The organism is Bacillus xiamenensis (genome assembly GCF_001857925.1).
Taxonomy (GTDB): Bacteria; Bacillota; Bacilli; order Bacillales; family Bacillaceae; genus Bacillus; species Bacillus xiamenensis.
This window is the reverse complement of record NZ_CP017786.1, coordinates 3,543,249-3,568,512: the sequence shown is the minus strand read 5'-3', so window position 1 is coordinate 3,568,512 and position 25,264 is coordinate 3,543,249. Positions and strand designations below refer to the sequence as shown.

General features: G+C 40.1%; 32 protein-coding genes. 23 read left to right on the top strand and 9 right to left on the bottom strand.

Annotated elements, in window-relative coordinates; all coding sequences use genetic code 11:
* The first annotated feature begins 48 nt into the window (after positions 1-48).
* The 6 genes from BK049_RS18250 to BK049_RS18225 all read left to right on the top strand — a co-directional run bounded on the left by BK049_RS18250 (position 49) and on the right by BK049_RS18225 (position 8,630).
* Entirely contained in the window at positions 49-759 is a 711-nt protein-coding gene (locus tag BK049_RS18250; RefSeq protein ID WP_071169123.1) for a DUF421 domain-containing protein, read from the top strand.
* A 230-nt stretch (positions 760-989) separates the two neighbouring features.
* Positions 990-1,568, top strand: a complete 579-nt coding sequence (locus tag BK049_RS18245) for a TetR/AcrR family transcriptional regulator (protein WP_008357865.1) — start codon at positions 990-992, stop codon at positions 1,566-1,568.
* Positions 1,569-1,589: 21 nt separating this feature from the next.
* On the top strand, positions 1,590-4,733 hold the full coding sequence (locus BK049_RS18240) for a bifunctional cytochrome P450/NADPH--P450 reductase (RefSeq protein WP_071169122.1): 3,144 nt from the start codon (positions 1,590-1,592) through the stop codon (positions 4,731-4,733).
* A gap of 253 nt (positions 4,734-4,986) precedes the next feature.
* On the top strand, positions 4,987-7,023 hold the full coding sequence (locus tag BK049_RS18235; protein WP_071169121.1) for a glycosyltransferase family 39 protein: 2,037 nt from the start codon (positions 4,987-4,989) through the stop codon (positions 7,021-7,023).
* 180 nt (positions 7,024-7,203) lie between these two features.
* Positions 7,204-7,638: a NucA/NucB deoxyribonuclease domain-containing protein gene (locus BK049_RS18230; RefSeq protein WP_083381144.1), complete on the top strand. Its 435-nt coding sequence runs from the start codon at positions 7,204-7,206 to the stop codon at positions 7,636-7,638.
* Positions 7,639-7,781: 143 nt separating this feature from the next.
* Positions 7,782-8,630 carry an STAS domain-containing protein gene (locus BK049_RS18225; RefSeq protein ID WP_071169120.1) on the top strand — a complete coding sequence of 283 codons (849 nt, stop codon included), beginning with the start codon at positions 7,782-7,784 and terminating at the stop codon, positions 8,628-8,630.
* Positions 8,631-8,662: 32 nt separating this feature from the next.
* Here BK049_RS18225 and BK049_RS18220 read toward each other — a convergent pair whose 3' ends face one another.
* Positions 8,663-9,205, bottom strand: a complete 543-nt coding sequence (locus BK049_RS18220; protein ID WP_008357856.1) for an IseA DL-endopeptidase inhibitor family protein — start codon at positions 9,203-9,205, stop codon at positions 8,663-8,665.
* Positions 9,206-9,501: 296 nt separating this feature from the next.
* Here BK049_RS18220 and BK049_RS18215 point away from each other — a divergent pair, with 296 nt between their 5' ends.
* Entirely contained in the window at positions 9,502-9,951 is a 450-nt protein-coding gene (locus BK049_RS18215; RefSeq protein ID WP_008357854.1) for a hypothetical protein, read from the top strand.
* Between the two features lie 46 nt (positions 9,952-9,997).
* On the opposite strand, the gene lexA is transcribed toward BK049_RS18215, so the two are convergent.
* Complete coding sequence (lexA, locus tag BK049_RS18210; protein ID WP_003212311.1) at positions 9,998-10,618, bottom strand: transcriptional repressor LexA; 621 nt, start codon at positions 10,616-10,618, stop codon at positions 9,998-10,000.
* Positions 10,619-10,777: 159 nt separating this feature from the next.
* Here lexA and yneA point away from each other — a divergent pair, with 159 nt between their 5' ends.
* From yneA to BK049_RS18180, 6 genes are all read left to right on the top strand, one after another.
* On the top strand, positions 10,778-11,089 hold the full coding sequence (gene yneA, locus BK049_RS18205) for a cell division suppressor protein YneA (protein WP_008357852.1): 312 nt from the start codon (positions 10,778-10,780) through the stop codon (positions 11,087-11,089).
* A gap of 17 nt (positions 11,090-11,106) precedes the next feature.
* A complete protein-coding gene (locus BK049_RS18200) occupies positions 11,107-11,754 on the top strand; it encodes a YneB family resolvase-like protein (protein WP_008357850.1) in 648 nt (215 codons plus the stop codon).
* A gap of 69 nt (positions 11,755-11,823) precedes the next feature.
* Entirely contained in the window at positions 11,824-12,054 is a 231-nt protein-coding gene (locus tag BK049_RS18195) for a DUF896 domain-containing protein (protein WP_008357847.1), read from the top strand.
* 187 nt (positions 12,055-12,241) lie between these two features.
* Positions 12,242-14,245, top strand: a complete 2,004-nt coding sequence (gene tkt / locus BK049_RS18190) for a transketolase (RefSeq protein WP_071169119.1) — start codon at positions 12,242-12,244, stop codon at positions 14,243-14,245.
* A gap of 198 nt (positions 14,246-14,443) precedes the next feature.
* Positions 14,444-14,890, top strand: coding sequence for a sporulation inhibitor of replication protein SirA (sirA, locus tag BK049_RS18185; protein WP_071169118.1), 447 nt, complete (start codon positions 14,444-14,446; stop codon positions 14,888-14,890).
* An 84-nt stretch (positions 14,891-14,974) separates the two neighbouring features.
* Entirely contained in the window at positions 14,975-15,193 is a 219-nt protein-coding gene (locus tag BK049_RS18180; protein ID WP_003212379.1) for a YneF family protein, read from the top strand.
* 263 nt (positions 15,194-15,456) lie between these two features.
* Here BK049_RS18180 and BK049_RS18175 read toward each other — a convergent pair whose 3' ends face one another.
* Positions 15,457-15,630, bottom strand: a complete 174-nt coding sequence (locus BK049_RS18175; RefSeq protein WP_369810454.1) for an aspartyl-phosphate phosphatase Spo0E family protein — start codon at positions 15,628-15,630, stop codon at positions 15,457-15,459.
* A 208-nt stretch (positions 15,631-15,838) separates the two neighbouring features.
* Between BK049_RS18175 and BK049_RS18170 the strand changes: the two genes are divergently transcribed.
* Positions 15,839-16,546 carry a cytochrome c biogenesis CcdA family protein gene (locus BK049_RS18170; protein WP_008357844.1) on the top strand — a complete coding sequence of 236 codons (708 nt, stop codon included), beginning with the start codon at positions 15,839-15,841 and terminating at the stop codon, positions 16,544-16,546.
* Positions 16,547-16,640: 94 nt separating this feature from the next.
* The gene (locus tag BK049_RS18165; RefSeq protein ID WP_008357842.1) at positions 16,641-17,123 is read left to right on the top strand and encodes a CcdC family protein; all 483 of its coding nucleotides are present in this window, start codon (positions 16,641-16,643) and stop codon (positions 17,121-17,123) included.
* A 21-nt stretch (positions 17,124-17,144) separates the two neighbouring features.
* On the opposite strand, the gene BK049_RS18160 is transcribed toward BK049_RS18165, so the two are convergent.
* From BK049_RS18160 to sspO, 4 genes are all read right to left on the bottom strand, one after another.
* Complete coding sequence (locus tag BK049_RS18160) at positions 17,145-17,573, bottom strand: DUF2621 domain-containing protein (RefSeq protein ID WP_008357840.1); 429 nt, start codon at positions 17,571-17,573, stop codon at positions 17,145-17,147.
* Positions 17,574-17,832: 259 nt separating this feature from the next.
* The gene (locus BK049_RS18155) at positions 17,833-18,222 is read right to left on the bottom strand and encodes an Hsp20/alpha crystallin family protein (protein WP_008357838.1); all 390 of its coding nucleotides are present in this window, start codon (positions 18,220-18,222) and stop codon (positions 17,833-17,835) included.
* A 102-nt stretch (positions 18,223-18,324) separates the two neighbouring features.
* On the bottom strand, positions 18,325-18,471 hold the full coding sequence (locus BK049_RS18150; protein WP_003211331.1) for a small acid-soluble spore protein P: 147 nt from the start codon (positions 18,469-18,471) through the stop codon (positions 18,325-18,327).
* 17 nt (positions 18,472-18,488) lie between these two features.
* Entirely contained in the window at positions 18,489-18,635 is a 147-nt protein-coding gene (gene sspO, locus BK049_RS18145) for a small acid-soluble spore protein O (protein WP_071169117.1), read from the bottom strand.
* A 220-nt stretch (positions 18,636-18,855) separates the two neighbouring features.
* On the opposite strand from sspO, the gene acnA reads away from it, so the two are divergent.
* The 7 genes from acnA to BK049_RS18110 all read left to right on the top strand — a co-directional run bounded on the left by acnA (position 18,856) and on the right by BK049_RS18110 (position 23,647).
* Positions 18,856-21,585 carry an aconitate hydratase AcnA gene (acnA, locus tag BK049_RS18140; protein WP_008357834.1) on the top strand — a complete coding sequence of 910 codons (2,730 nt, stop codon included), beginning with the start codon at positions 18,856-18,858 and terminating at the stop codon, positions 21,583-21,585.
* Positions 21,586-21,650: 65 nt separating this feature from the next.
* Positions 21,651-22,154, top strand: coding sequence for a TlpA family protein disulfide reductase (locus BK049_RS18135; RefSeq protein WP_071169116.1), 504 nt, complete (start codon positions 21,651-21,653; stop codon positions 22,152-22,154).
* A 72-nt stretch (positions 22,155-22,226) separates the two neighbouring features.
* A complete protein-coding gene (locus tag BK049_RS18130) occupies positions 22,227-22,352 on the top strand; it encodes an FbpB family small basic protein (RefSeq protein WP_071169115.1) in 126 nt (41 codons plus the stop codon).
* Between the two features lie 51 nt (positions 22,353-22,403).
* Entirely contained in the window at positions 22,404-22,547 is a 144-nt protein-coding gene (locus BK049_RS18125; protein WP_008357830.1) for an acid-soluble spore protein N, read from the top strand.
* Between the two features lie 16 nt (positions 22,548-22,563).
* Positions 22,564-22,806, top strand: a complete 243-nt coding sequence (tlp, locus tag BK049_RS18120) for a small acid-soluble spore protein Tlp (RefSeq protein ID WP_008357829.1) — start codon at positions 22,564-22,566, stop codon at positions 22,804-22,806.
* Between the two features lie 103 nt (positions 22,807-22,909).
* Positions 22,910-23,332: an acyl-CoA thioesterase gene (locus tag BK049_RS18115; RefSeq protein ID WP_008357827.1), complete on the top strand. Its 423-nt coding sequence runs from the start codon at positions 22,910-22,912 to the stop codon at positions 23,330-23,332.
* A 3-nt stretch (positions 23,333-23,335) separates the two neighbouring features.
* Positions 23,336-23,647 (top strand): hypothetical protein, encoded by a 312-nt coding sequence (locus BK049_RS18110; protein ID WP_008357825.1) that lies wholly within the window; start codon positions 23,336-23,338, stop codon positions 23,645-23,647.
* A gap of 39 nt (positions 23,648-23,686) precedes the next feature.
* Here BK049_RS18110 and BK049_RS18105 read toward each other — a convergent pair whose 3' ends face one another.
* Both BK049_RS18105 and plsY read right to left on the bottom strand, forming a co-directional pair.
* Positions 23,687-23,962, bottom strand: a complete 276-nt coding sequence (locus tag BK049_RS18105) for a HesB/YadR/YfhF family protein (protein ID WP_406566813.1) — start codon at positions 23,960-23,962, stop codon at positions 23,687-23,689.
* A 111-nt stretch (positions 23,963-24,073) separates the two neighbouring features.
* Positions 24,074-24,655 (bottom strand): glycerol-3-phosphate 1-O-acyltransferase PlsY, encoded by a 582-nt coding sequence (gene plsY / locus BK049_RS18100; protein WP_008357820.1) that lies wholly within the window; start codon positions 24,653-24,655, stop codon positions 24,074-24,076.
* 154 nt (positions 24,656-24,809) lie between these two features.
* On the opposite strand from plsY, the gene BK049_RS18095 reads away from it, so the two are divergent.
* Entirely contained in the window at positions 24,810-25,223 is a 414-nt protein-coding gene (locus tag BK049_RS18095; protein WP_008357819.1) for a CoA-binding protein, read from the top strand.
* Positions 25,224-25,264: the final 41 nt, after the last annotated feature.

Sequence of the window (25,264 nt, the reverse complement as noted above, 5' to 3'; positions counted from 1 at the left end):
TTCTAAAGAAAAGGCTTTTTTTCATGAAATGGAAAGGTGGAAGCTTAAATGCCAGATCATATTGAAGTGATTCTTCGAACCATGTTTGCTTTTGCTATTTTATTTGGAGGAGCTCGTCTTCTTGGAAAGCAAACCATTGCGCAAATGAATATTTTTGATTTTATTGCAGCTATCAGCTTAGGTTCAATTGCGGCGAACCTGGCGTTTAATACCACGCTTCCGCTTCATCACACAACACTTTCTTTTGTGTCTCTTGTTATCATTATTTATGTCATTTCTTTGCTGGCTTTAAGAAGCCGGAAGATGAGAGGATTTATGGCCGGTAAACCAACGCTTGTTATCCAAAATGGCAAAATACTTGAAGAGAATATGAAGGGAATGAGATATACACTTGATTATTTAAACCAGCAGCTCAGAGAAAAGAATGTGTTTGATATTAGTGAAGTTGAATTTGCGATGATCGAGACAGATGGACATATGTCAGTCAAAAAATACCCTTCATTTGATCATGTCACGCGAAAAGATCTGAACTTGTGGATGAAAGCAGAGCGTTACATGCCAATTGAAGTCATTATGGACGGAAAGCTCATTTTGAAAAACATCCATGAAAACCAATTAACGAAGCAGTGGGTACATGAAGAACTTCAAAAAAGGCAGCTGTCTTTAAAAGACGTGGTATATGCCGTCCGTTCAAGTAATGGCAGCTTATATATTGATACATATGACGATGACATTCATTCTCCAATTGACCAAGAATGAGCATGTAGTACTGAGGACACCTGTAAGTCACAAACCTGCTCATCTTTATAAGTCCTTTGGATGCCATCTGACTAGGTACGATTTCTTAATTATTATTATTTTCAGAAAATGTAGTGACGAAGAAAAATAAGTATGTTTAAGTATAAATAGAAGGAATTAGAATATCAATATAATATACATCAAACGGAATGAACATTCATTCCTAACGAAATCCAAAAGGAGAGGATGAAATGCCCGCAGTGACTGATAAACAGGAGCAGATTATGAAGGCTTCACTTGACTTATTTATTGAACGAGGCTTTGATGGCACCACGATGCCGATGATTTCAAAAAGAGCCAACGTTGGAGCGGGAACCATTTATCGTTATTTCGATAGTAAAGAAGCACTCGTGAACATTTTGTACCAGCGAAGCCTCACTGCATTTATCGACAAAATGAACACAAACAGTCCAGATCCAAAATCAAGTATCAGGGCCTATTTTAAGCATGTTTTTTATTGCTTGGTGCGCTTTACAAAGGAGAATCCAAGTGGCCTTTATTTCTTAGAAATTGATAAACGGTCACATTACTTAGATGAGACGAGTAAAGAGAAAATGCAGCATTTGTTAAATGAGCTATTCCTCATCTTTGAAGAAGGCAAGAAGGATGGGATACATCCGAATCTATCGGGGCGAACCATTTTATCCATTGTATTTGGCGCTTTTGTCCAGCTTCATAAACAGATTCTTGCAGAGGAAAAAGAACCAACCATTGAATTTTTAGAGGAAATTGAGGAATGCTTATGGCGCGCCATTAGCGTTGCAACTTAAAGAAATAAAGGAAGTGGGCATATGCATCAAACATCAATCATTCCAAAACCGAAAACATACGGACCTTTAAAAAATATTCCCCTTTTAAAAAAGGGAGAGCTTTCTCAAACCTTTTGGCGCTTGGCAGATGATTTAGGGCCGATTTTTCAGTTTGAATTTACTGGTCAAACAAGTATTTTTGTTTCAAGCCATGAGCTTGTCAGCGAAGTGTGTGATGAGAGTCGATTTGATAAATATATTGGGATCAGTCTCGATAAAGCCAGAGCCTTTGCAGGGGATGGCCTTTTTACAAGCTGGACTGAAGAGCCGAACTGGCGAAAAGCTCATCAAATATTAATGCCAGCTTTTAGCCAGCAAGCAATGAAAGGGTATCACGAGATGATGCTTGATATTGCCTCGCAGCTTGTACAAAAATGGCAAAGAACCGGCCGAGATGAAGAAATTGAAGTAGCAGAAGACATGACAAAGCTCACTTTAGATACGATCGGGCTATGCGGCTTTGATTTTCGATTTAACAGCTTTTATAAGGAAAACCAGCATCCATTTATCGAAAGCATGCTGAAAGGTTTAAACGAAGCGATGGATCAATCGAGCCGATTGCCGATCGCAGATAAATTAATGATCAAAAGAAGAAAAGAATTTGAGCAAAATGTCGATTTTATGAAGCAGTTAGTAGATGACATAATTAGAGAACGGAAAACACAAGATCAAACAGGCGATGATTTGCTGTCCCTCATGCTGAACGCAAAGGATCCTGAAACAGGTGAGCGTCTATCAGATGAAAATATCCGTTATCAAATCATTACCTTTTTAATAGCAGGTCATGAAACAACAAGCGGACTTTTGTCATTTGCGATTTATTTCTTACTCAAGAATCCAGACAAATTAAAAAAAGCCGTACAAGAAGCGGACGACGTGCTGCAAGACGGGCTGCCGTCATTTAAGCAGATGCAAAAGCTTAGCTATACGCGTATGGTCTTAAATGAAGCACTGCGCCTCTGGCCAACTGCACCTTCTTTCTCCCTTTATGCGAAAGAAGACACAGTGATTGGAGGAAAATATCCGATTGCAAAAAATCAAAGTGTCAGCGTGCTGCTTCCTAAATTACATCGGGATCAAGCGGTTTGGGGAGAGGATGCAGAAGAATTCAAGCCCGAACGCTTTATGCATCCTGAAACGATTCCGCAGCATGCCTATAAACCGTTCGGAAATGGGCAGCGAGCATGTATTGGGATGCAATTCGCACTTCATGAAGCGACGATGGTTCTAGCGATGGTCCTGCACAACCTTGAATTGATTGATCATACGTCGTATGAACTGGATTTAAAAGAATCCCTAACCATTAAGCCGAAAGATTTTAAAATAAAAGTGCGGCCAAGAAAGCAGCAATTCTTTATGGCGCCTCCGAAAGAAGAACCGAAAAAAAGCACCGCATCTGCTGCATCAAAGGTAGCAAGTCATGGGACGCCGCTACTCATCTTGTATGGATCAAATCTTGGCACAGCAAAGCAGATGGCAAACGAATTTGCTGAAGACGGACAAGCAAAAGGGTTTGACGTGACAACTGCACCACTTGATGATTATACCGGAAAGTTACCAGAGTCAGGCGCTGTCTTAATAGTAACGGCTTCATACAACGGCCATCCGCCTGACGATGCGAAACAATTTGTGGATTGGGTGACGCAGGATGAGGAGCAGGATCTATCAAACGTGACATTTGCAGTCTTTGGGTGCGGGGATCGAAATTGGGCAAGTACGTATCAGCGCATCCCTCGTCTGATTGATGAAGCACTTGAAAGAAAAGGAGCAAAGCGTCTGACTAATATAGGCGAAGGCGATGCAGGCGGTGATATGGATGAAGATAAAGAAATCTTCCAGAAGACGGTCTTTGAAGACCTTGCAAAAGAATTCGATTTAACCTTGCAAGAGAAAAGTCAGGAAAGTCCAGACCTATCAGTTGTCTATACGAATGAGCTGGTCGAACGTCCTGTGGCAAAAACATATGGTGCTTTTTCAGCTGTTGTATTGAAAAATCGTGAATTACAATCTGAACAAAGCGCTCGTCAAACAAGGCATATTGAACTTCAATTACCTGAAGGCAAACCATATAAAGAAGGAGATCATATCGGGATCGTGCCGAAAAATAGTGCCGCACTCGTTCAGCGTGTGACCAATCGTTTTAAACTAGATCCTCAGCAGCACATCATGCTCTCTTCTGCAAAAGAAGCAAGTCACTTGCCGTTAAATCAGCCAATTCAAATCAGAGAATTACTGGCTTCACATGTAGAGCTTCAAGAGCCTGCGACACGTACCCAGCTAAGAGAGCTTGCAAAATATACGGTTTGCCCGCCTCACCGTATTGAGCTTGAACAGATGGCAGGAGAAATCTATCAAGAAGCTGTATTAAAGAAGCGTGTGACCATGCTGGATTTAATAGAACAATATGAAGCATGCGAACTGCCCTTTCATCATTTCCTAGCCCTTTTACCAGGCCTAAAGCCGCGTTATTACTCAATTTCCAGCTCGCCAAAGGTAGATGAAAAGCGGCTCAGTATCACTGTAGCTGTTGTAAAAGGCAAAGCATGGAGCGGGCGCGGAGAATACGCAGGTGTCGCATCAAACTATTTATGCGGCCTCCAAGAAGGAGAAGAAGTGGCCTGCTTCCTGCATCAAGCTCAAGGAGGGTTCGAATTGCCGCCTTCCCCTGAAATACCGATGATCATGATCGGGCCAGGAACAGGAATCGCTCCTTTTAGAGGGTTTATCCAGGCAAGGGGAGAGTGGCATAATGAAGGGAAGCAGCTAGGTGAAGCTCATCTTTATTTTGGCTGCCGTCATCCTCATGAAGATGATCTGTATTATGACGAAATGCAGCTTGCAGCACAAAAAGGACTTGTCACCATCCACCGTGCTTATTCTCGTTACGAGGAGCATAAAGTGTACGTTCAGCACTTAATCAAAAAGGATGGCGTCAAGCTTATTGAATGGCTTGACCAAGGTGCCTATCTGTATATTTGCGGGGATGGAAAAGTCATGGCACCAGACGTAGAAGCTGCGCTGATTGACCTGTACATGACGGTGAAACAGTGTGAGAAAGACACAGCTGAGCAATGGCTGACTTCTCTTGAGAAAGACAATAGGTATGTAAAAGATGTATGGAGCTGACAAACAGTGAAGCCGCCAAATTGGCGGTTTTTTCTGTTTTGATAGATCGATTGCTAGAATGGATAGTTGGAAGATACAAAACACCTCATCGTCGGAGTTCATCATGCGGGTTATTCAAAAGCGACAGCTGCTTTTTTAGAATTTATCAACTATGCGAAAGCGTAATAAAAAAAGTTTCTTTTTTTATTCATCACTTTTTCATATTTAGAAGCTATGCTAAATGAAATAAATGAAAAAGAAAGAAGAGATATGAGTGAAAATTAGAAAAATAGATAGCATATTGATCATCATTTTACTTATTGCAGCGTTTCTCTACACTTATCAAATTTGGCAGAATGATAGTGCCAATCAATATTATTTAGCCGCTGTCAAAAGTATGTCCAAAAGCTTCCATCACTTTTTTTACGCTTCATTTGATGCATCTGGATTCGTATCAATTGATAAACCACCCGTCGTTTTATGGATTCAAACCATTAGCGCACTTATTTTTGGCTTTCATACATGGAGTGTGATTTTGCCGCAGGCGCTTGCTGGCATTGGTTCGGTTCTTCTTCTTTATATCATGATAAAACCGGTCTTTGGTCAAGGGGCTGCAAGGGTGTCAGCGGCAGTCATGGCTCTCACGCCAATTGCGGCAGCAGTTAGCAGAACCAACAATATAGACAGTATGCTCGTTTTCACATTACTCGCTGGTGCTTATTTCTTAATGCGTGCTGTCAAAAGCGGGAAGCTTCGCTGGCTAATCATGGCCTTCGTTTTAATCGGCATTGGGTTTAATATGAAGATGCTCCAAGCATATATGGTTCTTCCAGCATTTATTTTCTATTATGTTATCGCTGCTCGCGTACCGCTAAAAAAGAAAATATTATCTCTCCTGTGCTCACTGGTAGTACTTGCTTGCGTGTCTTTATCTTGGGCAGTTACTGTTGACATGACGTCTGAAAGTCAACGTCCATATGTGGGAAGCAGTCAAACGAATTCTGTGTTAGAGCTTGCCTTTGGTTATAACGGCACGGAGCGTTTACTTGGACAGACAACTGGCAAATCCTTTGGTGAGATGAATCAGCAAGCAGGTGCTATGATGCCAGACGGTTCAGGGGTAGGTGGAACGTCAGACGATCAATCAAATAGGAATCAGCAACCACCATCACAGAATCAAATGATGCCACCTCATCAGGGGGGAGCTGGTGGAACTCCGCCGGGCAATACTGTTAGTGGTCAAAGTATGAATATGTATGGAACTGGGAATCCAGGTGTATTCCGTTTATTTCAATCTGCATTGTCAGGACAAATCAGCTGGATGCTGCCGTTCGCCTTATTTGGACTGTTAGGAATGATCATCAGCTGGTGGAGGGACCGGAAATCTCAAGTAAATGAATGGAAAGTAAATGAATGGAAAGTAAATGAATGGAAACAAACGTTATTTTGGACAGCATGGTTGATTCCTGCTGCTGGATTCTTTAGTGTTGCTAGTTTTTTCCACCACTATTATCTCATTATGCTTGCCCCGCCAATTGCGGCACTATGCGGTATAGGAGCCAAGAAGATGGGTGAGTTATTTACGTCACAAAAAGGAATATCCGCTTATCTGCTTCCAGCGGCCATCGCCGTTACAGGTATTTTCCAAGGATATATTTTGAGCAATTATACGACACAAATAAGCAGTGTCTGGATGTATACAATTGCGATTGCAGGTGTGAGTATCGCCATCTTATTGCTCATGTATAAAGAAAAACAATTGATCAAAAAACGGTTGATGATCATCGCAATGACAACCTTATTGCTGATTCCTGGTTTTTGGTCTGCAACGCCTATCATATATGGAGGGAACAGTGTTCTTCCTGAGGCCGGTGTTCAGCTGGCTAGTTCAAATGGAGGGAATATGTTTACATCTAGCGTTGATCAGGATCTACTCACTTATTTAAAGGCTCATCAAACAGGTGAAACGTATTTATTTGCGACGCTGACGACTGTTACCGCAGCGCCATATATCATTGACGAAGATGAAAATGTGATGGCTCTAGGCGGATTTAATGGGACGGATCCCATTTTGACTGTAAAGAAATTAAAAACACTTATTCAACAAGGGAAAGTGAAATACTTTTTATTACAAGACAATCAGTCATCAGGTAACAGCGATTTGGTCAGCTGGATCAAATCACATGGTACAGCCATCTCATCAGAAGAGTATAAGGACCAATCCTCATCCACTACAGAGGGGATGCCCTCTGGCATGAAAGGCATGTCTTCACAAAATGAAACATTATATAGAGTAGATGGAATATCCTAAATGATGCAAGGCGAATGATTTCTCAATCATTCGCCTTTTCTTATGGTTCAATTGATCGGCAGGCAGCTTCAGTTCATCTTTTTCACATGTCAACACTCAGCCACTCATACATTTAAAATGACTCATTTCCTTCAAGTCACGATCATTTCTTTAGAAGAAGTATGAGGAGGTCACGAGCTTTTGATGATGAGAAGAGGCTGGATTGCTGCTGTCGTCCTATGTTTTGTGATAGGGATAGGTGCGTTATTAGGTGGGGCTGGTGAGAATCAGGCGGCAAAGGGTGCAGATCGATATGATCATGTCATTCAATTTCCAATGGAACGATATCCTGAAACAGGCGGTCACATTCAAGAAGCGATTCGGAAAGGGCATTCAGATGTGTGTACGATTGACCGAAACGGGGCAGATGCCCGCAGGCAAGAATCGTTAAAAGGAATTCCTACTAAACCTGGCTTTGACCGGGATGAATGGCCGATGGCGGTTTGTCTTGAAGGTGGAAAAGGTGCAAGCGTTCAATATGTCAGTCCATCAGATAATAGAGGAGCTGGCTCATGGGTCGGACATCAAATTAGCGGATATCCTGACGGGAAAAGAATTTTATTTATCGTGAAATAAACTTCGGCAAGAGGCTCTCGGCGAGGGGCCTTTTTTGTTTACAATCAGAGCGTATTCGAGTTAGCAAGGACAAAAGATTCAGTGGTACAATCAATCTAAGATACAAAGACTGACAAGAAGAAAATGTGAAGGGAACAATGCTTATGGAAAAGAACCGTGCATTATACGATTTTTTCATGGAACATGCAGAAGAACTGACTGAGACATGGTATGAATCCATTGAGGATGATGATCCAGAATCGATTTATCGTTCAACGGATTCCAGCATCATAGCAGAGCTAAAACGACAAAATCAAGATTATTATCAGCATTTTATACGCGCTCTTATTGAAGACAAGTCGTATTTACATACGAAGTTTAAAAAATGGTCTGAAGACTTAGCAAGTGACCCGAAGCATTTAAATACGCCATTAGATTATGTCGTCAGAGAATATATGTCCAATCAAAGAGTGGTCCTTCATTATTTAAAAAAATTTATTAAACAGTATCAAGGTGATATTGATATTGACCGAATCTTTTATTGGTATGATTTAATATCCGAGGCGTTTAACATGTCCATTCATGTGTTCATCCAACAATATGTGAAAAATACAACCAAAAAGCTCGTTGCACAAAGAGAAATGATTTATGAGCTGAGTTCTCCTGTGATTGTGTTAAAAAGCCATATTGCCCTTTTGCCTTTAGTAGGTGACATTGACACAGCAAGAGCAAAGATCATATTAGAAAACACATTAAAACAATGTTCGCAAAAAGGTGTTCAGCATTTGTGCATTGATTTATCTGGTGTCGTTATTATTGATACAATGGTCGCACATCAAATTTTTGATCTTGTCACGTCACTGCGGTTAATCGGGGTTGAAACGACTATTTCGGGCATCAGACCAGAAATTGCTCAAACAGCTGTGCAGCTCGGACTTCCTTTTAATGAATTTCAAACGGCATCATCACTTGCTCACGCCTTAAACCAGATGACCGAATTTTCACCAATATAAAAACCAGGCCTGTTAAAAGGGCCTGGTTTTCTTTAGATCACAGCATCAATTTTTGTTACTTTCCAATTATTTTCTACTTTTTCATAAGTGACAGTGCGTTTTACTGTGCGACCATCAAGGGTTGGGACTGTGAATTCGTATGTGCGGATTGTATTTTTCTTAGACACAAGTTTTGGTGTTGCCTTATCCCAATCGAGCATGTTGTCTCCGTCACCGACTGGAACAGCCATTTTACCATTATGAACAATGAACTGATAGTCTTTTAAACCATAAGTGATGGCTTCTTTTGTGAAAACTTGAGATAGATAGTCGTTTAATTTTTTCTTTGTATCTAATGTTTTAGACAGGTAGTTGTAAGTCATGTCTTTATAAGTAAATGATTTTAATTTGTAATCTGAATGTTCATTAATATTGTAGCCTGACATAGCACTCCAAAAGTGTTCTCTTGCATCAAGGGCAATATGTAACGCTTCTTTATTTGTCAGAGTGGCAGTTTTTTTGGAAGCGGCTAGTGTTGTTGTTTGTAAAGAGATCATCAGCATAATAGCGGTTAATAAAACAAATAATTTTTTCAAGGCGATTGCCTCCTTTTCTCAATGAAAACTTCTTATGTTACAAATGTTACAATAATTACATCGATATTACAAGAGTGAAACAAAAATGTTTTTTTATTTCTTTTCTTTCTACTTATATAACGTTTGAGGGAGACATAAAGTTTTCATTTTCTTATTTTTTATGGCTCATTATTATATAACCGTTCTAAAGAAGAACAAAACGTCTTTTGGAAAGATTTCGATTTGAATCCTCGACACTCTTTTTTTATGTATGACATATACTGTCGTGATGAATGTCTAAGAAAGTGGTGTTTAGTATGTATAATCCATATGAAGGTGTGTGGAATGGGAACTCATATGATCGGCAGGTACAAAGCTTGCCGTCGTTTCCTATTCCTCAAGTTGGAGGATTTCCCGGCTTACCAATCGGAGGAGGAGGGACTGGGCCAGGGCAAGGTTCAGGCGGGCAATCCATTCCGCCAGCTCCGCCGCAGCATATCATCTCGCAGTATCAGCAAGCAGTCTCTCAGCCCCAAAGTATGCAGCCGCTTATTGCAGGACAAAGTGTAGGCGGGGGCCCGCAAACTGTTCAATTTGCGGCGGGATGTAATAGAAGATGGACCATTGTATTCCTTAGAAACGGCCAAGTATTTTTAATGTATGTCATTTCCTCGCAACCTTTTGGCCGTACAACAGGCTTTATCTGGCCAAACTTTACATTTGGTTCCTTCCCAAGCTCAAGTATTCTTGCTTACTCTTGCTCATAAAAAGAAAGCCGGTTCTCATCAGCAGTTGATGAAATACCGGCTTTTTTTAATGAATGTTTCTAAATACGCCAATCACTTTACCTAGTATACTCACATTCTGTAAAATAATTGGTTCCATTGAAGGGTTCTCGGGCTGTAATCTAAAGTGCGTATCTTCTTTATAAAAACGTTTCACTGTTGCTTCATCTTCCTCTGTCATAGCCACGACAATATCGCCATTGTTGGCGGTACTTTGCTGACGCACAATGACATAGTCCTTGTCCAAAATACCTGCATCAATCATACTTTCTCCCATAATTTCAAGCATAAATACTTGTTCATCTGGTGCTGCAAAAGTTTCTGGAAGAGGGAAGTATTCTTCTACATTCTCAACAGCCGTAATAGGCAGGCCTGCTGTGACTTTTCCGATGACTGGGACGTTCATTACAGCGCTCTTTGGAATATTCATTTCTTCTTCATCTAGTACTTCTATCGCTCTAGGCTTCGTTGGGTCTCTTCTAATTAGACCTTTTGTTTCTAGTCTAGCTAAGTGTCCATGGACGGTTGAGCTAGATGCTAGACCAACAGCTTCACCAATTTCACGAACGGATGGGGGATAGCCCTTGCTTTTTACTTCTTCTTTGATGAATGTCAGGATATCGAGTTGTCTTTTTGATAGCTTCGTCATCTTTTGCACCTCAAAACGTCAATTTTAAAGAAATTATAGCATGTTTTTCCTAACAGTACAAACATAGGTTCGAAAAAAACGTTTGACAGAAACGTTTGTTCGTATCTATAATGAGTGATAGAAAGAGCGAACACATATTCTGTTAGGAGAGATGACATTATGAGGTTAAAGGAATCGATTATTTTTATTGGGCTATTCTCGTTCATCGTTGGTATATTTCTCTCACTTATTGCGGTCACAAGCCATAATGATTCAAATCAATATGTTAAAATAGAGGTTCAATCAGGTGATACTCTTTGGGGATTAGCTGATCAAGTGAGTGACAGCAAATCAATCGATAAAAATGCTTTTATTGACTGGGTAACTGAACACAATGATCTTGCTTCAACTGACATCCAGCCTGGGGACATTCTTGTGATTCCAGTCAAAAAAGAGCACCCGGTTGTATATCAACTTGCAACAGTACAGTAGAAAGGCCGATTGAAGACATGAACGCATTGATTTATGCGAGAGTGAGCACTGTTAAAGAAGAACAGGAAACCTCGCTGAAAAGACAAGAAGAAGAACTGCTGGCTTTAGCTGCTTTACATAAGATGAATGTGGTCAAAGTCATTAAAGAAAAAGCAAGCGGATATGATCTTGATCGTGATGGTGTTTTTGACATGCTTGCTGCACTGAAAGAACAAGCAATAGATGCTGTTCTCATTCAAGATGAGACACGCCTTGGAAGAGGGCAGGCGAAAATCGCACTTCTTCATTGTCTTTTTAAAGAGAAGGTCAAGGTGTATAGCGTTTTTCATAGAGGAGAGCTTGAGCTTTCAGAAGCAGATGAGATGGTCATTGAAATTGTAGGCGTTGTGGAAGAATACCAGCGGAGAATTCATAACCTGAAAATTAAGCGGGGGATGAAAAAGGCTATTGAGCGCGGATATCAGCCTGAACTGAATTTGAAACACCAAGATCAGGCACCTGGCCGCGAGCGTATTGAAGTACCGATATCAGAAATTGTTCGATTAAGAAAAAACAAAATGACATTCGCTGAAATTGCAGTGACACTACAGGCACTTGGTTTTGACATATCAAAAGCAACCGTGCATAGAAGGTATCAAGAATACGAAAAAGGAATGACGACGTGAAGCGTGAATTGTTGTAAAAATGAATGATATTTAGTAGTATGTAGGGAAAATGCTTTAAAGGAGTTTGTCATGATTTCTAAAGAACAGCTTGCAAGAATAAATGCACTTTCAAAAAAGTCAAAAGAAGCCGGTTTGTCGGACGCTGAAAAAACAGAGCAAAAGCATTTAAGAGAGGAATATTTAAAAGCTTTTCGTTCTTCTATGAAAAATACACTCAAAACCGTAAAAATCGTTGATCCAGAAGGAAACGATGTTACACCAGAAAAATTAAAGAGAGAAAGAGATCGTAATCTTCATTAAGGTGATGATTTCTTGATTTTTGAAAAGATGGGAAAAAGATTCTCATCTTTTTTCATATTTGCATAAGTTTTTAGGTGATCGATAAACTAAATGTGACAAAATCCTTCTTTTTCAGCGTGAAATAGTTGTGAAAAAAGGACAGTAGATTTATGATAATGGTGTACACAAGATACGGAAGGGGATTTATATGGAAACGATTGAATTGAAATCTATTGCAACAATACGTACTCTCTCCATAGACGCGATTGAAAAAGCGAATTCCGGTCACCCTGGAATGCCTATGGGTGCTGCACCAATGGCATACGCTTTATGGACGAATCACTTAAACGTAAGTCCGCAAAATCCAAATTGGTTTAACAGAGACCGTTTTGTGTTATCTGCGGGACATGGTTCTATGCTTTTATACAGCATGCTTCATTTAAGCGGATACAACCTAAGTATTGAAGATTTAAAACAATTCCGTCAATGGGGCAGCAAGACACCTGGACATCCTGAATTTGGACACACAGAGGGCGTAGATGCGACAACAGGTCCTTTAGGACAAGGGATTGCAATGGCTGTTGGAATGGCACTTGCAGAAAGACATCTTGCAGAAACGTATAACAAAGACAACTTTAATGTTGTGGATCACTATACATACAGCATTTGCGGAGATGGAGACTTAATGGAGGGGATTTCCTCTGAAGCCGCTTCACTTGCTGGTCATTTAGGCTTAGGCCGTTTAATTGTTCTTTATGATTCAAACGACATTTCATTAGATGGCGACCTAGATCGTTCTTTCTCTGAAAATGTGAAGAATCGTTTTGAAGCCATGAACTGGGAAGTTCTTTACGTCAAAGACGGCAATAACATCGAAGAAGTGACGGCCGCGATTGAAAAAGCCAAACAAAGTACAGACAAGCCTACACTGATTGAAGTGAAGACAACAATCGGTTTCGGATCTCCAAACCGTGCGGGAACGTCTGGAGTGCATGGTGCACCGCTTGGCAGTGAGGAAGCGAAGCTAACGAAGGAAGCCTATTCTTGGACGTTTGAAGAAGATTTCCATGTACCTTCTGAAGTGTACGATCATTTCAAAACAGCAGTGAAAGACGCTGGCCAGAAAAAAGAAGCAGCGTGGAATGAACTGTTTGAGCAATATGAAAAAGAATATCCGGAACTAGCAGCTCAGCTGAAACTTGCGATTGAAGGAAAGCTTCCTGAGAATTGGGATCAAGAGATTCCTGTTTATGAAGCAGGTTCAAGCCTTGCCTCTCGTGCTTCTTCTGGCGAGGTATTAAATGGCATTGCGAAGCAAGTCCCATTCTTTATTGGTGGATCTGCTGACCTTGCAGGATCAAATAAAACAACAATTAAAGATACAGGTGACTTTGGCAGAGAGAATTATGCTGGAAGAAACATTTGGTTTGGTGTCAGAGAATTCGCAATGGGTGCTGCGCTAAACGGTATGGCACTTCACGGCGGTCTCCGTGTATTCGGCGGAACATTCTTTGTTTTCTCAGACTACTTAAGACCAGCCATTCGTCTTGCTGCATTAATGGGACTTCCTGTCACTTACGTCTTTACGCATGACAGCATTGCGGTTGGAGAAGATGGACCAACGCATGAGCCGGTTGAACAGCTTGCATCATTACGTGCGATGCCTAACCTTTCTGTTATTCGTCCAGCTGATGGAAACGAAACAGCAGCAGCATGGAAAATTGCTGTATCTTCAACAAATAAACCGACAGCACTAGTTCTTACTCGTCAAAACCTTCCAACGATTGACCAAGCACCAGAGAAGGCATATGAAGGAGTAGAAAAGGGCGGATATGTTGTCGTTGAAGCCGCTGATGCACAGCCTGAGGCACTTCTACTTGCTTCAGGATCTGAAGTAGGTTTAGCAATTGAAGCGCAAAAGGCACTTGAAAAAGAAGGCATCCGCGCTTCTGTTGTGAGTCTTCCTGCATGGGATCGCTTTGATGAGCAGTCAGATGAATACAAAGAGTCAGTCCTTCCTAAAGCAGTGAGAGCACGTATTGCAATAGAAATGGGTGCTTCACTTGGCTGGGAACGTTACACTGGCCTTGATGGCGACGTGATTGCAATTGATAAATTTGGCGCTTCAGCACCAGGTGAAACCATTATTGAGAAATACGGATTTACTGTCAGCAACGTGGTTAGCCGTGTGAAAGCAAAGCTCAATAAGTAATCAATCTCCAAGCATCATGCTTTTTTGCACCCAGTTTGCAGAGCTTTTCTATACGCTCTGCAAACTTTTTTCTTTTTTCTTGTTTTTTTGACAAAACTAGTTTGTTCTTGCTTCATATATAGACAATTCTTTCTTTCACATTTTTGTATAATACAAGCAATAAGCGAGATTGACGAAATGTGAAAGGAAGGGATAGACATGGAACGCCATTATTATATTTATTGGATTGAGGATGAGTTTGCTCATCATTATTTTGGCAGAGAATCTATTTTGTTTCATTTGTTTGAATCGTTGCACTGGACAAACCGCAGTGATGACGAGTTAGTCATGCTTGTTAAGCAAGTGGATTACGTAACGAAACGAATCCCTGCTTTTCATATGCATCAGCGTTTAATGAACAATTTAACGAACATTCACTATACACAAATAGGCTCGATTTATAGTGCAACGCTGCCAGATGGAAAAGGAACGGCTGCATTCATCATTAAAGACCGTTATATTCAAATGTCTGCTACCGGCAGTTATGAGGCGGAGGCGGTGTTTTTTGAAGTACTGAGAAAAATTAGTCCTTGCTTTCTGGCTATGGACTTTGGCTCAAAGAAGCACGGGTGGCTCAATCCGGTAAAAGTGAGGAATTTTGTTTAAAAAAATAAAATTGAACGTGAAATGTTGTATAATAGCCTTTTGTTTAGTACACTTTATACGAGACAACATGAAGGAGGAAGAATTATGGATTTATGGGTTGTCATCCTTGTAGGCGTTGTTGCACTGCTTGCAGGAGTTGCACTCGGATTCTTTATTGCTCGGAAGTATATGATGAGCTACTTGAAAAAGAATCCACCAATTAATGAACAAATGCTTCGAATGATGATGATGCAAATGGGCATGAAACCGTCCCAAAAGAAAATCAATCAAATGATGAAAGCCATGAACAACCAAGCGAAATAATACGTACGATATTATGATCATAGATGGAACATGGTCATAAAGAATGGACAAGCTATGTCTTTTCTTTATTGAAGCTACCTTCATCAGACAATTAAAACCACTGTACTTGCATGTATAAAGCAGGGAAGGTGGTTTTTATTTTGGCGTTAGGCATCATCTGTCAGTCAAAAAACAAAAAACCCCTGTAATCAGAGGTTTTCGTTTATTGTCACACATATCAACTTTTCTAAAACGTGCGGCATCTTTTATATCATGAGGTATGATTAGTTGGCTGAATTTGAATGTAAGTGTCGTTGATATTGTAAGAGGAGATGATCTAGCTGCTGGCTATGTTCGATCGTTACTGTCGATGTCATCCCATTATGCAGGACCACTTTCATCAGCTCTTCTCTTTTTTCTTCGATTTGAGTTAATAATGATGTTTTTACCAAAGTCATGTTCCTTTCATGCAAATCTTGATAAAAAGAATCGGTTCTATTATATCCATTTTAAGGTTTATTTTCAAATTTAAAGGGTTTGGTATCTTGATGTCAAATTAAAGTATATAAGGTTTTAAGAGAATAGACCATCTTTATTCAGATGATGTAAAAAAAATGAAATGATTTTGTCATCTCTTATTGTATATTGTAAGAAGGGGGTGTTCTTTTGTCAGATTTGAATTACTTTTTAGCTTTTGGAGCAGGGTTTCTTTCTTTTATCTCACCGTGCTGTCTGCCGCTTTATCCAGCCTTTTTATCATATATTACAGGCGTAAGTATAGATGAAGTGAAATCTGAGAAGGTGATGTTGAGAAGAAGAAGTCTGCTTCATACATTATTCTTTTTAATAGGGTTTTCTATCATTTTTATTGCCATTGGCTTTGGGACATCGTTTGTTGGGAAGTTTTTTTATGAATATCATGAAGCGATTCGTCAAGTTGGAGCCATCCTCATTATTTTCTTTGGTTTTATGATTCTTGGTGTATTTCAGCCTTCTTTCCTGATGGGAGAAAAGAGGATGCAGTTTAAACATCGCCCGGCTGGTTTTTTTGGATCGATTCTCATCGGAATGGGTTTTGCTGCTGGATGGACACCTTGTACCGGCCCAATTTTATCGGCTGTCATCACACTTGCCAGCAACAAACCGGAGTCCGCTGTGACCTATATGATTGCGTATGTGTTAGGTTTTGCTATCCCTTTTTTTGTTCTTTCCTTTTTCATCACAAAAATGGCTTGGATCAGAAAGCGTCAGCAGCTTATCATGAGAATTGGCGGGATTATTATGATCGTAGTAGGGGTCATGCTATTCTTTGATCTTCTGACATGGATCATCATTATATTCTCCTCCCTTTTTGGTGGATTTAAAGGATTTTGAAATCGTTTTCTACAGTCGCGGCGAATGGTTTTTTTTCGTCAATTGGAGTATATTATACATAGGCTGACCTTAAAGAATAAAGGAATGATTTGATATGATGATCATAATTTCTTCTATAGTTGCGGTATGTATGGCGGTAGCCGTCATGTTTATTCGCATTAAATCATCTGCAAAACCTGCAACCGCGAAAAAAATTATATTACCTCCTATATTCATGAGCACTGGCGCACTGATGTTTTTTGTGCCTATGTTTCGAGTAACTGGAGCTGAATTTTTAGAGGCGATTACAGTAGGGATGTTTTTTTCCATCTTTTTAATCAAAACATCAAAATTTGAAATTAGAGGCAATGAAATCTATTTGAAGCGTTCAAAAGCATTTGTGTTTATTCTCATTGGACTTCTTGTCCTTCGTATCGGTATGAAGACGATCTTAAGCTCTTCCATTGATTATGGCGCACTAAGCGGAATGTTTTGGATTCTAGCCTTTGGCATGATTGTACCTTGGCGGGTTGCTATGTATTTGTCGTTTAGAAAGCTGTCTAAACAATTAGATCCGCAGCAGGTCCAAATGAATTAAACCTCCTTTTTTAAAAGGAGGTTATTTTAATAAGGACTCGTAGGGCGAATGGTCGATCTTTTTTTCTTGAAGGCGCTTTAGTAGAAATTTATGATCTCGCTTTGGTGTAGCCATAATATAGCCGCGAATGATTAAATCTAGGTTAATGCTGGCAGCCTGTTCTTTAAGTGCCAGCTCGCCAATTTTACCGGCGATTTTTTCTTTGGCAACATCTCTAAAAAGCTCTGGAACAGGTAATACCAGCTCATTTAATAGCTGTTTGTCTTCATCTCGCCATAGGTGAAGGCTCTTTTGAATATATTCGTCCTGCCAATCAAGCTCTGATTTCCCATCTTCCTTCGGCAATCGTTTTAAAAATTTGCGAAACATAAAAAAGCCACCGATTGCTAGTAATCCGATCATGACCGTACCCCAAAATAAAATGAACCACAAAAACCAGCCGCTTAACATGTTCTCACTCCTTATACCCCTTATCTCTATCTTATTTTACATGAAGAGATGATAGAAGAAAATAACAAAAATGTATGTATGCTTTCGCTATAAATGCCTCTTTTTATGAATAAGCGCCCATTTACTAGAATGACCCAAACCCTTTAATAGAAAAAGAATATAGTATCGTATAGCGACTCTACTATTTGGCCATGGTGGTTCGCAAAAGGTATTGACTTGAAACGAACGGGAGAGAGCCCACCTGAATGCAGGCGGGCTCTTAATGATTGAAGTGCGGCATTTGAAAGGAAAATGCCCCGTGTTGACGGTGTGAATATTTTTTAATTTTGATTGATATGATTCGGTTTTCGTAATCGGTGTCAATGTCCTTGTCATTCAAATAAAAAGGGAGCATGACACTTTTTTCAATGGGCTGCTCTTGTTTATCAATCAAATAAACAAGTGTGAGCTCATATCCTGCGAAGGTCAGTTTTAAATCAGTGATCGACAGGGTGGAGAGATCGATCTCAATGATATAATCACGGCTTGTTTCATAAAGGTCTATTGGCAGCTGTTCATCATACCAGGCAAATGGATCATCCATTAATACACGAAGCCAATCATCTATTTCAATAAAATCAGAGGAATTCGACTGTTTTTCATTCTCCATATACACTCCTCCATCACATCTCATAATAAATCATATGATGAACTCTGAAATGTGTGAAAAACCTAAAACATCCCGTTTGGTCACGGGATGAGAGGAGAATGGTTACATATCATGATGTGAATTGTGCTTTTGTCTTGTATGGTTGCGGTTCTTAACTTTTTTACTCCCTGATAATGGCTCTGGCTGTCCGCCTTGATGCTCCTTAGGCGAGTTTTGACGGATGTCTTTCCCCGTGTTTTTATTCGTCATTATCCTTGCTCCTTTCTTTATTGGTTCTTTTTACGTTTTTTATTATTTTGTCTTTGTTCTTCTGTTAAAACGAGCTGATCATTTTCTATATAGCCTGCACCATTTCCTTGGCTTTTGGCTGAGTTCATGCCGTTTATTACATGATTGGCTTTTCGTTTTGTCATGTCTTTTCACCTCATTTGTAGTATGAGCCGGCGTCACTCGGTTTATGAAGAGTAATCATTTCCTGACGATAAGATAAACTTATTGAATTTAATAAAAGCATTGTTATTTACTTATGTATGAATTTGTTTTAAGATGAAATTGTGAGAAAATTGTGGTGAAATACGACGATTTTTCTGAGAATTGAAATTGATCTTGATCATCAAAAGGGGGATTTTGGACATGTCGAAACAGCAGCAAGTCGCTAAACAAGACGCTTTTCAATCTAGAAAAACGTTTTCGACAAATGGGAAAACATATCACTATTATTCGTTAGAAGCACTAGAGAAACAAGGAATTGGAAACGTTTCTAAATTACCTTATTCCATTAAGGTACTGTTAGAATCAGTGCTTCGTCAAGTAGACGGTAGAGTGATCAAAAAGGAACACGTTGAGAACTTGGCAAAATGGGGAACTGCCGAGGTGAAAGAAATTGATGTTCCATTTAAACCATCTCGTGTTATTTTACAAGACTTCACGGGTGTGCCAGCAGTCGTTGACCTTGCTTCTTTAAGAAAAGCAATGGCAGATGTGGGCGGAGATCCGGATAAAATCAATCCTGAAATTCCAGTCGACCTTGTCATTGACCACTCTGTACAAGTCGATAAAGCTGGAACTGAAGACGCATTAAACATTAACATGGATCTAGAATTTGAACGTAACGCAGAGCGTTATAACTTCCTTAGCTGGGCAAAGAAAGCGTTTAACAACTATCAAGCTGTTCCGCCTGCCACAGGGATTGTTCACCAAGTGAACTTAGAGTATCTTGCAAGTGTTGTTCATGCAATTGAAGAAGATGGCGAGATCCTCACTTACCCAGATACACTAGTTGGTACTGACTCCCATACAACAATGATTAACGGTATTGGTGTACTTGGATGGGGCGTTGGCGGTATCGAAGCGGAAGCTGGTATGCTTGGTCAGCCTTCATACTTCCCTGTGCCAGAAGTCATTGGAGCAAAATTAGTTGGAGAGCTTCCAAACGGAACAACTGCAACTGACCTTGCCTTAAAAGTCACGCAAGTACTACGTGAAAAAGGTGTTGTGAACAAGTTCGTTGAGTTCTTCGGACCAGGTGTTGCACAGCTGCCATTAGCTGATCGTGCAACCATTGCGAACATGGCTCCTGAATATGGTGCTACTTGCGGATTCTTCCCAGTAGATGCGGAAGCTCTTGCATATCTTCGCTTAACTGGTCGTGATGAAGAGCAAATTAACATCGTTGAAGCATATTCTCGCGCAAATGGTCTATTCTATACGCCAGATGCTGAGGAACCAATTTTTACTGATATTGTGGAAATTGATCTTTCTAAAATTGAGTCAAACTTATCTGGTCCAAAACGTCCACAAGATTTGATTCCACTTTCTGAAATGAAAGAGACATTCCATAAGCATATTGAAAGCCCAGCAGGAAACCAAGGATTTGGTTTAGATAAATCTGAGCTGGATAAACAAATCGAATTTGAGCTGGAGAACGGTGAAAAAGCTGTCATGAAGACAGGTGCGATTGCGATTGCAGCGATTACGAGCTGTACGAATACATCTAACCCATACGTTTTGATCGGGGCAGGTCTTGTCGCGAAGAAAGCAAGTGAACTTGGGATGAAGGTGCCAAACTACGTGAAAACGTCATTAGCGCCAGGTTCGAAGGTTGTAACAGGATACCTTGTGAACTCAGGACTCCTTCCATACCTAAAAGATCTTGGATTTAACATTGTCGGGTATGGCTGTACAACATGTATCGGAAACTCAGGACCGCTTGCAAAAGAAATCGAAGAAGCTGTCTCTGAAAATGATCTGCTGATCACATCTGTTTTATCAGGTAACCGTAACTTTGAAGGTCGTATCCATCCGCTTGTAAAAGGGAACTACCTTGCATCTCCACCATTAGTTGTGGCATATGCACTTGCTGGAACAGTTGATATTGACTTAACAAAAGACCCTATCGGTGTTGATAAAAATGGTGAAAATGTGTATTTCGATGACATTTGGCCATCAATGGACGAAATCAACAGTGTCGTCAAAAGCACTGTCACACCTGAGCTATTCCGTTCAGAGTATGAAACTGTTTTTGACAGCAATGACCGCTGGAATGAAATTAAAACGACGGATGATGCATTGTATAAATGGGATGAAGATTCAACATACATTGCCAACCCGCCATTCTTTGAAAACTTATCAGTTGAACCTGGTAAAGTTGAACCGCTTAAAGGGCTGCGCGTCGTTGCGAAGTTCGGTGATTCTGTCACAACGGACCATATTTCTCCTGCTGGAGCAATTGGTAAGGACACACCTGCAGGTAAATACTTGCAAGAAAGAGGCGTTTCGCCTAGAGACTTTAACTCATATGGATCACGCCGCGGGAACCACCATGTGATGATGAGAGGTACTTTTGCAAACATCCGTATTAAAAACCAAATCGCACCAGGAACAGAAGGCGGATATACAACATACTGGCCAACTGGTGAAGTGACATCGATTTATGATGCATGTATGCGTTATAAGGAAGATGGAACGGGTCTTGCGATCTTAGCAGGTAAAGACTACGGGATGGGTTCTTCACGTGACTGGGCTGCAAAAGGAACAAACCTACTTGGCATTAAATTTGTTCTAGCTGAAAGCTTTGAGCGCATTCACAGAAGTAACCTTGTTTTCATGGGCGTACTTCCTTTGCAGTTTAAAGACGGAGAAAGTGCAGAGACTTATGGACTCACAGGAACAGAAACATTTGAAGTGGATGTTGACGAATCAGTTCGTCCTCGTGATCTTGTTACGGTCAGAGCCATTGATGCAGATGGCAACGAGAAGACATTTGAAGTGGTTGTTCGCTTTGACAGTGAAGTCGAAATTGACTATTATCGTCATGGTGGTATCCTTCAAATGGTACTCCGCGAAAAATTGGCAAACAACTAATCATACGAAGAAGAGAAGGCGTCTGAAAGCTTTCTCTTCTTTTTTAAAATAGTGGAGGATCAATCATGTGGAAAAAAGGAATGGCAAGCGCTGTTTTACTTGTGTTGATTGGTTTACTTGCATGGAATTTATTCGGACCAAAAGAGCCTGCCATCGGCCTTGAAAAAGGGGATCAAGCCCCAGATTTTGAGCTCAAAACCCTTGATGGCAAAACTGCATCGTTATCTGATTATCGAGGGAAAAAGGTTCTCGTTAATTTTTGGGCGACCTGGTGCAAACCGTGCCGAACGGAAATGCCCGATCTAGATGCGATCAGAAGCGAGAATGAGCAAGTCGAAGTACTTGCGGTGAATTTGACCACCACTGAAAAGAGTGTAGAGCACGTCGCATCATTTATTGATGAACTAAAGGTAAGTTTCCCTGTTTTATTGGACCAAAAAGGCATTCAAGCGAGATATCAGGTGCTTTCATATCCAACGACATACATATTAGATGAAAAAGGACGAATCATGTCTGTGAAGCATCAAATGCTTACAAAAAAAGAAATCGAAAAAGAGCTGGATCTATAATGATTCAGCTCTTTTTGCTTATTTTCTAAATGTTTTGGCGAAAATGGTATAAACACAGTGGAGGTGACAGGAATGAGAAAAAGAAAACGCCGTACATTTGAAGAGCTCGTCCTTGAAAATAAAAAAGAATTATTAAGCAATGAGGAATTTTTAAACCAGCTTGAAGAAAAGTTGGAAGAGCGATTTAGACAGAAATAAGTTATGAATTATTCGTTTTCGTTCATCCTAAAGAAGAGGGAGGGATGAAAGATGGGTAGAGAGCATGATAAACAAGCGCAGTTTACACCAGACCATTTAGGTACAAAACCTGTAGCGTACAAACGGAATAAAGGCAAAAAGATGCATAATAAATCAAATGAACAGCCTGATGTGATACAGACAAAAGGCGAATAATAGGAGGGTTAGCACGATGAATGGCAAGTCATATCAATCCAATCCAGATGATCGTTCTGATAATGTTGAAAAGCTGCAAGATATGATCGAGAACACACTTGAAAATATCGATGAATCAGAAGCAGCGATGGGCCTTTCAACAGAGAACGAAAAACAAATGATCAAGCAGAAAAATGAAAATCGCCGAATCAGTATTGACGCAATGCGTTCTGAGATAAAGGACGAAGAAGCGGCAAGACAGAGCGGCTATACTGAATAAACCAGGGATTCCTGGTTTATTTTATTGCCTCTTTTTAGAAGAACCTTTTGGAATGTGGTAAAATGACAGAGACCTTAGGTTTTGATAGGAGAGCGATGAAAACGTGTATGTATCGAAAAAAGAAATAGAAGTCCGTTATGCAGAAACAGATCAAATGGGCATTGTCTATCATGCCAATTATTTGATTTGGATGGAAGTTGGCAGAACTGCGTTAATGAAAGAACTAGGCTTTTCCTATGCCCAGCTAGAAGCAGACGGAGTCCTTGCACCTGTTGTAGATCTTCAGGTTCAATATAAAAAACCATTGCTTTATGGTGAAACCGCTACAGTTCATACATGGATTGAAGCGTATAACGGAGTGAAAACAGTGTATGGCTATGACATTCAAAAGCCTGATGGACAAACAGCTATCACAGGGACAACCTCACATATTTGTGTAGACAAAGACACCTTTAGACCGATTCAATTTAGAAAAGCCTTTCCTGCATGGCACAAAGTATATGAACAGTCAAAGAAGCAGGTTTGATCCATGGCATTTGGTATTAAAAGAAAAGATCTAAATGCATGGAAATCAGCTGTTAGGCATGGAAAAGTCGCCTTTTTGACACACTATTGGCTGGATGACCGTTTTCCACATGCAAATACTGTCACAAAGGCAGCCTGTCAGGATATGGAGCAATTAATCGCTTGGGGAGAAGGGCATGGGTTAAAAAAAGAATGGATTCATGTTCGTAAAGGTTTTCCTCACTTTGATCTGATCGGTGATTCGCAAAAGCGAATTTTGCAGAAGGAGCGGTCTTTAGGAAACATTCATGAGTATGGACTATATATCGATGGATAAAACAAAAAAGATACCCGAGGGATGAGGTATCTTTTTTGTTTATTCATAATGAAACTCTGGTTCTTTTACGGACTCGTTATAATCAATATGCAGATCATGGTTGTCAAAATACCAAATATCACTTTCTTCAATAAAGAAAGTAATGCCTTCAATTTCAGCGGTTGCGCCGGCATTTTGAGGTTCATCTTTTGCGACGCCGAGAGAAAAGCCTTTTTGTACATTACTACACCCGCCATATCTCACAAAAAAGCGAACATGATCACCTTTTTCTAAATCTAATTCTTCCTTGTACCAATTGAGTGCATCATCTTTCATCGTTAATTTCAATGTGATCGCCCCTTTTTGAAGTTATGCTGTTTTTAAAAAATGCAGGATGCAAAAACAGCTTTTCTGTACTTTTACCACATATTTAAACGTAATAAACGGCTAGAGCCATTTGATTTTCGGTTCAGTTTTGTTGAGAATCCGTTTGAGGTTGGCAATGTGTCTGTAGATCACAAAGCTAGAAAGAACGGCAACAACAATGATTAAGAATAGGTCTTGGGTGAATATGCTGTAAATGAATGTATAGATCCCTGTCAGCATGGATGATAAAGACACATATTTACTAATGTATAAAAATAAGAAAAAAGCAGCGATCATCGTGATAAATAAGAACGGGGCATAAAATAACAGCACACCGCCTGATGTAGCGACAGCTTTTCCCCCTTTAAATTTTGCAAAGGCAGGAAAGCTGTGACCAATAACAGCAGCAACTCCTGCTAGTAAGGGATGAATGTCCAGTTGCATGAAAAATGGTAAAGCCGAAGCAAGCGTCCCCTTTAAAATATCAGCAGTAATAACAATAGACCCTGCTTTAACACCAAGTGTACGGAATGCATTCGTCGCACCTAGGTTCCCGCTGCCATGCTCACGGATATCGATTCCCTTTGCAGCTTTCCCGACAATGAGACCTGATGGAATACTGCCGAGAAGATAAGCCAAAATAAACATCAAAGCAATTAACATCTGCATAACTCCTTTATATTCTCCCTCTTGTCTTACATTTTAACATGATCTCATGAAAAACATGGCGATCTTTTTTTGAAAAAATAGAAGGCGGATGAATTCAACTTTGTTTTTAGAAAGAAATTCGATAAAATAGAAGAAAAGGAGTGTCTGGATGAATCATCCTACTAAACAAGAAATTGGACGTATTTTAAAAAACAGTAAACGAATTGCTGTTGTTGGTTTGTCAGATCAGCCGCACAGAACGTCCTATATGGTCTCAAAAGCCATGCAGGATGCCGGGTATGACATGATTCCCGTTAATCCAACGATTGATGAAGCACTTGGGGTCAAAGCGGTTGCCTCTTTAAAAGACATAAAAGAACCTGTTGATATCGTCAATGTCTTTAGACGTTCAGAGTTTTTGCCTGAGGTGGCAAAAGAATTTCTTGAAATGGACGCACCTGTTTTTTGGGCGCAGCAAGGCGTATATCATGAAGAAACGAAAAGGCTGATTGAGGAAAATGGCAAGGTCGCTATCATGGATTTATGTATCAAAGTGGCTCATGCGATGACAAAAACTCATTAAATCGTCAAAAATCCTTGTTTTTCAAGGATTTTTGCTTTTTT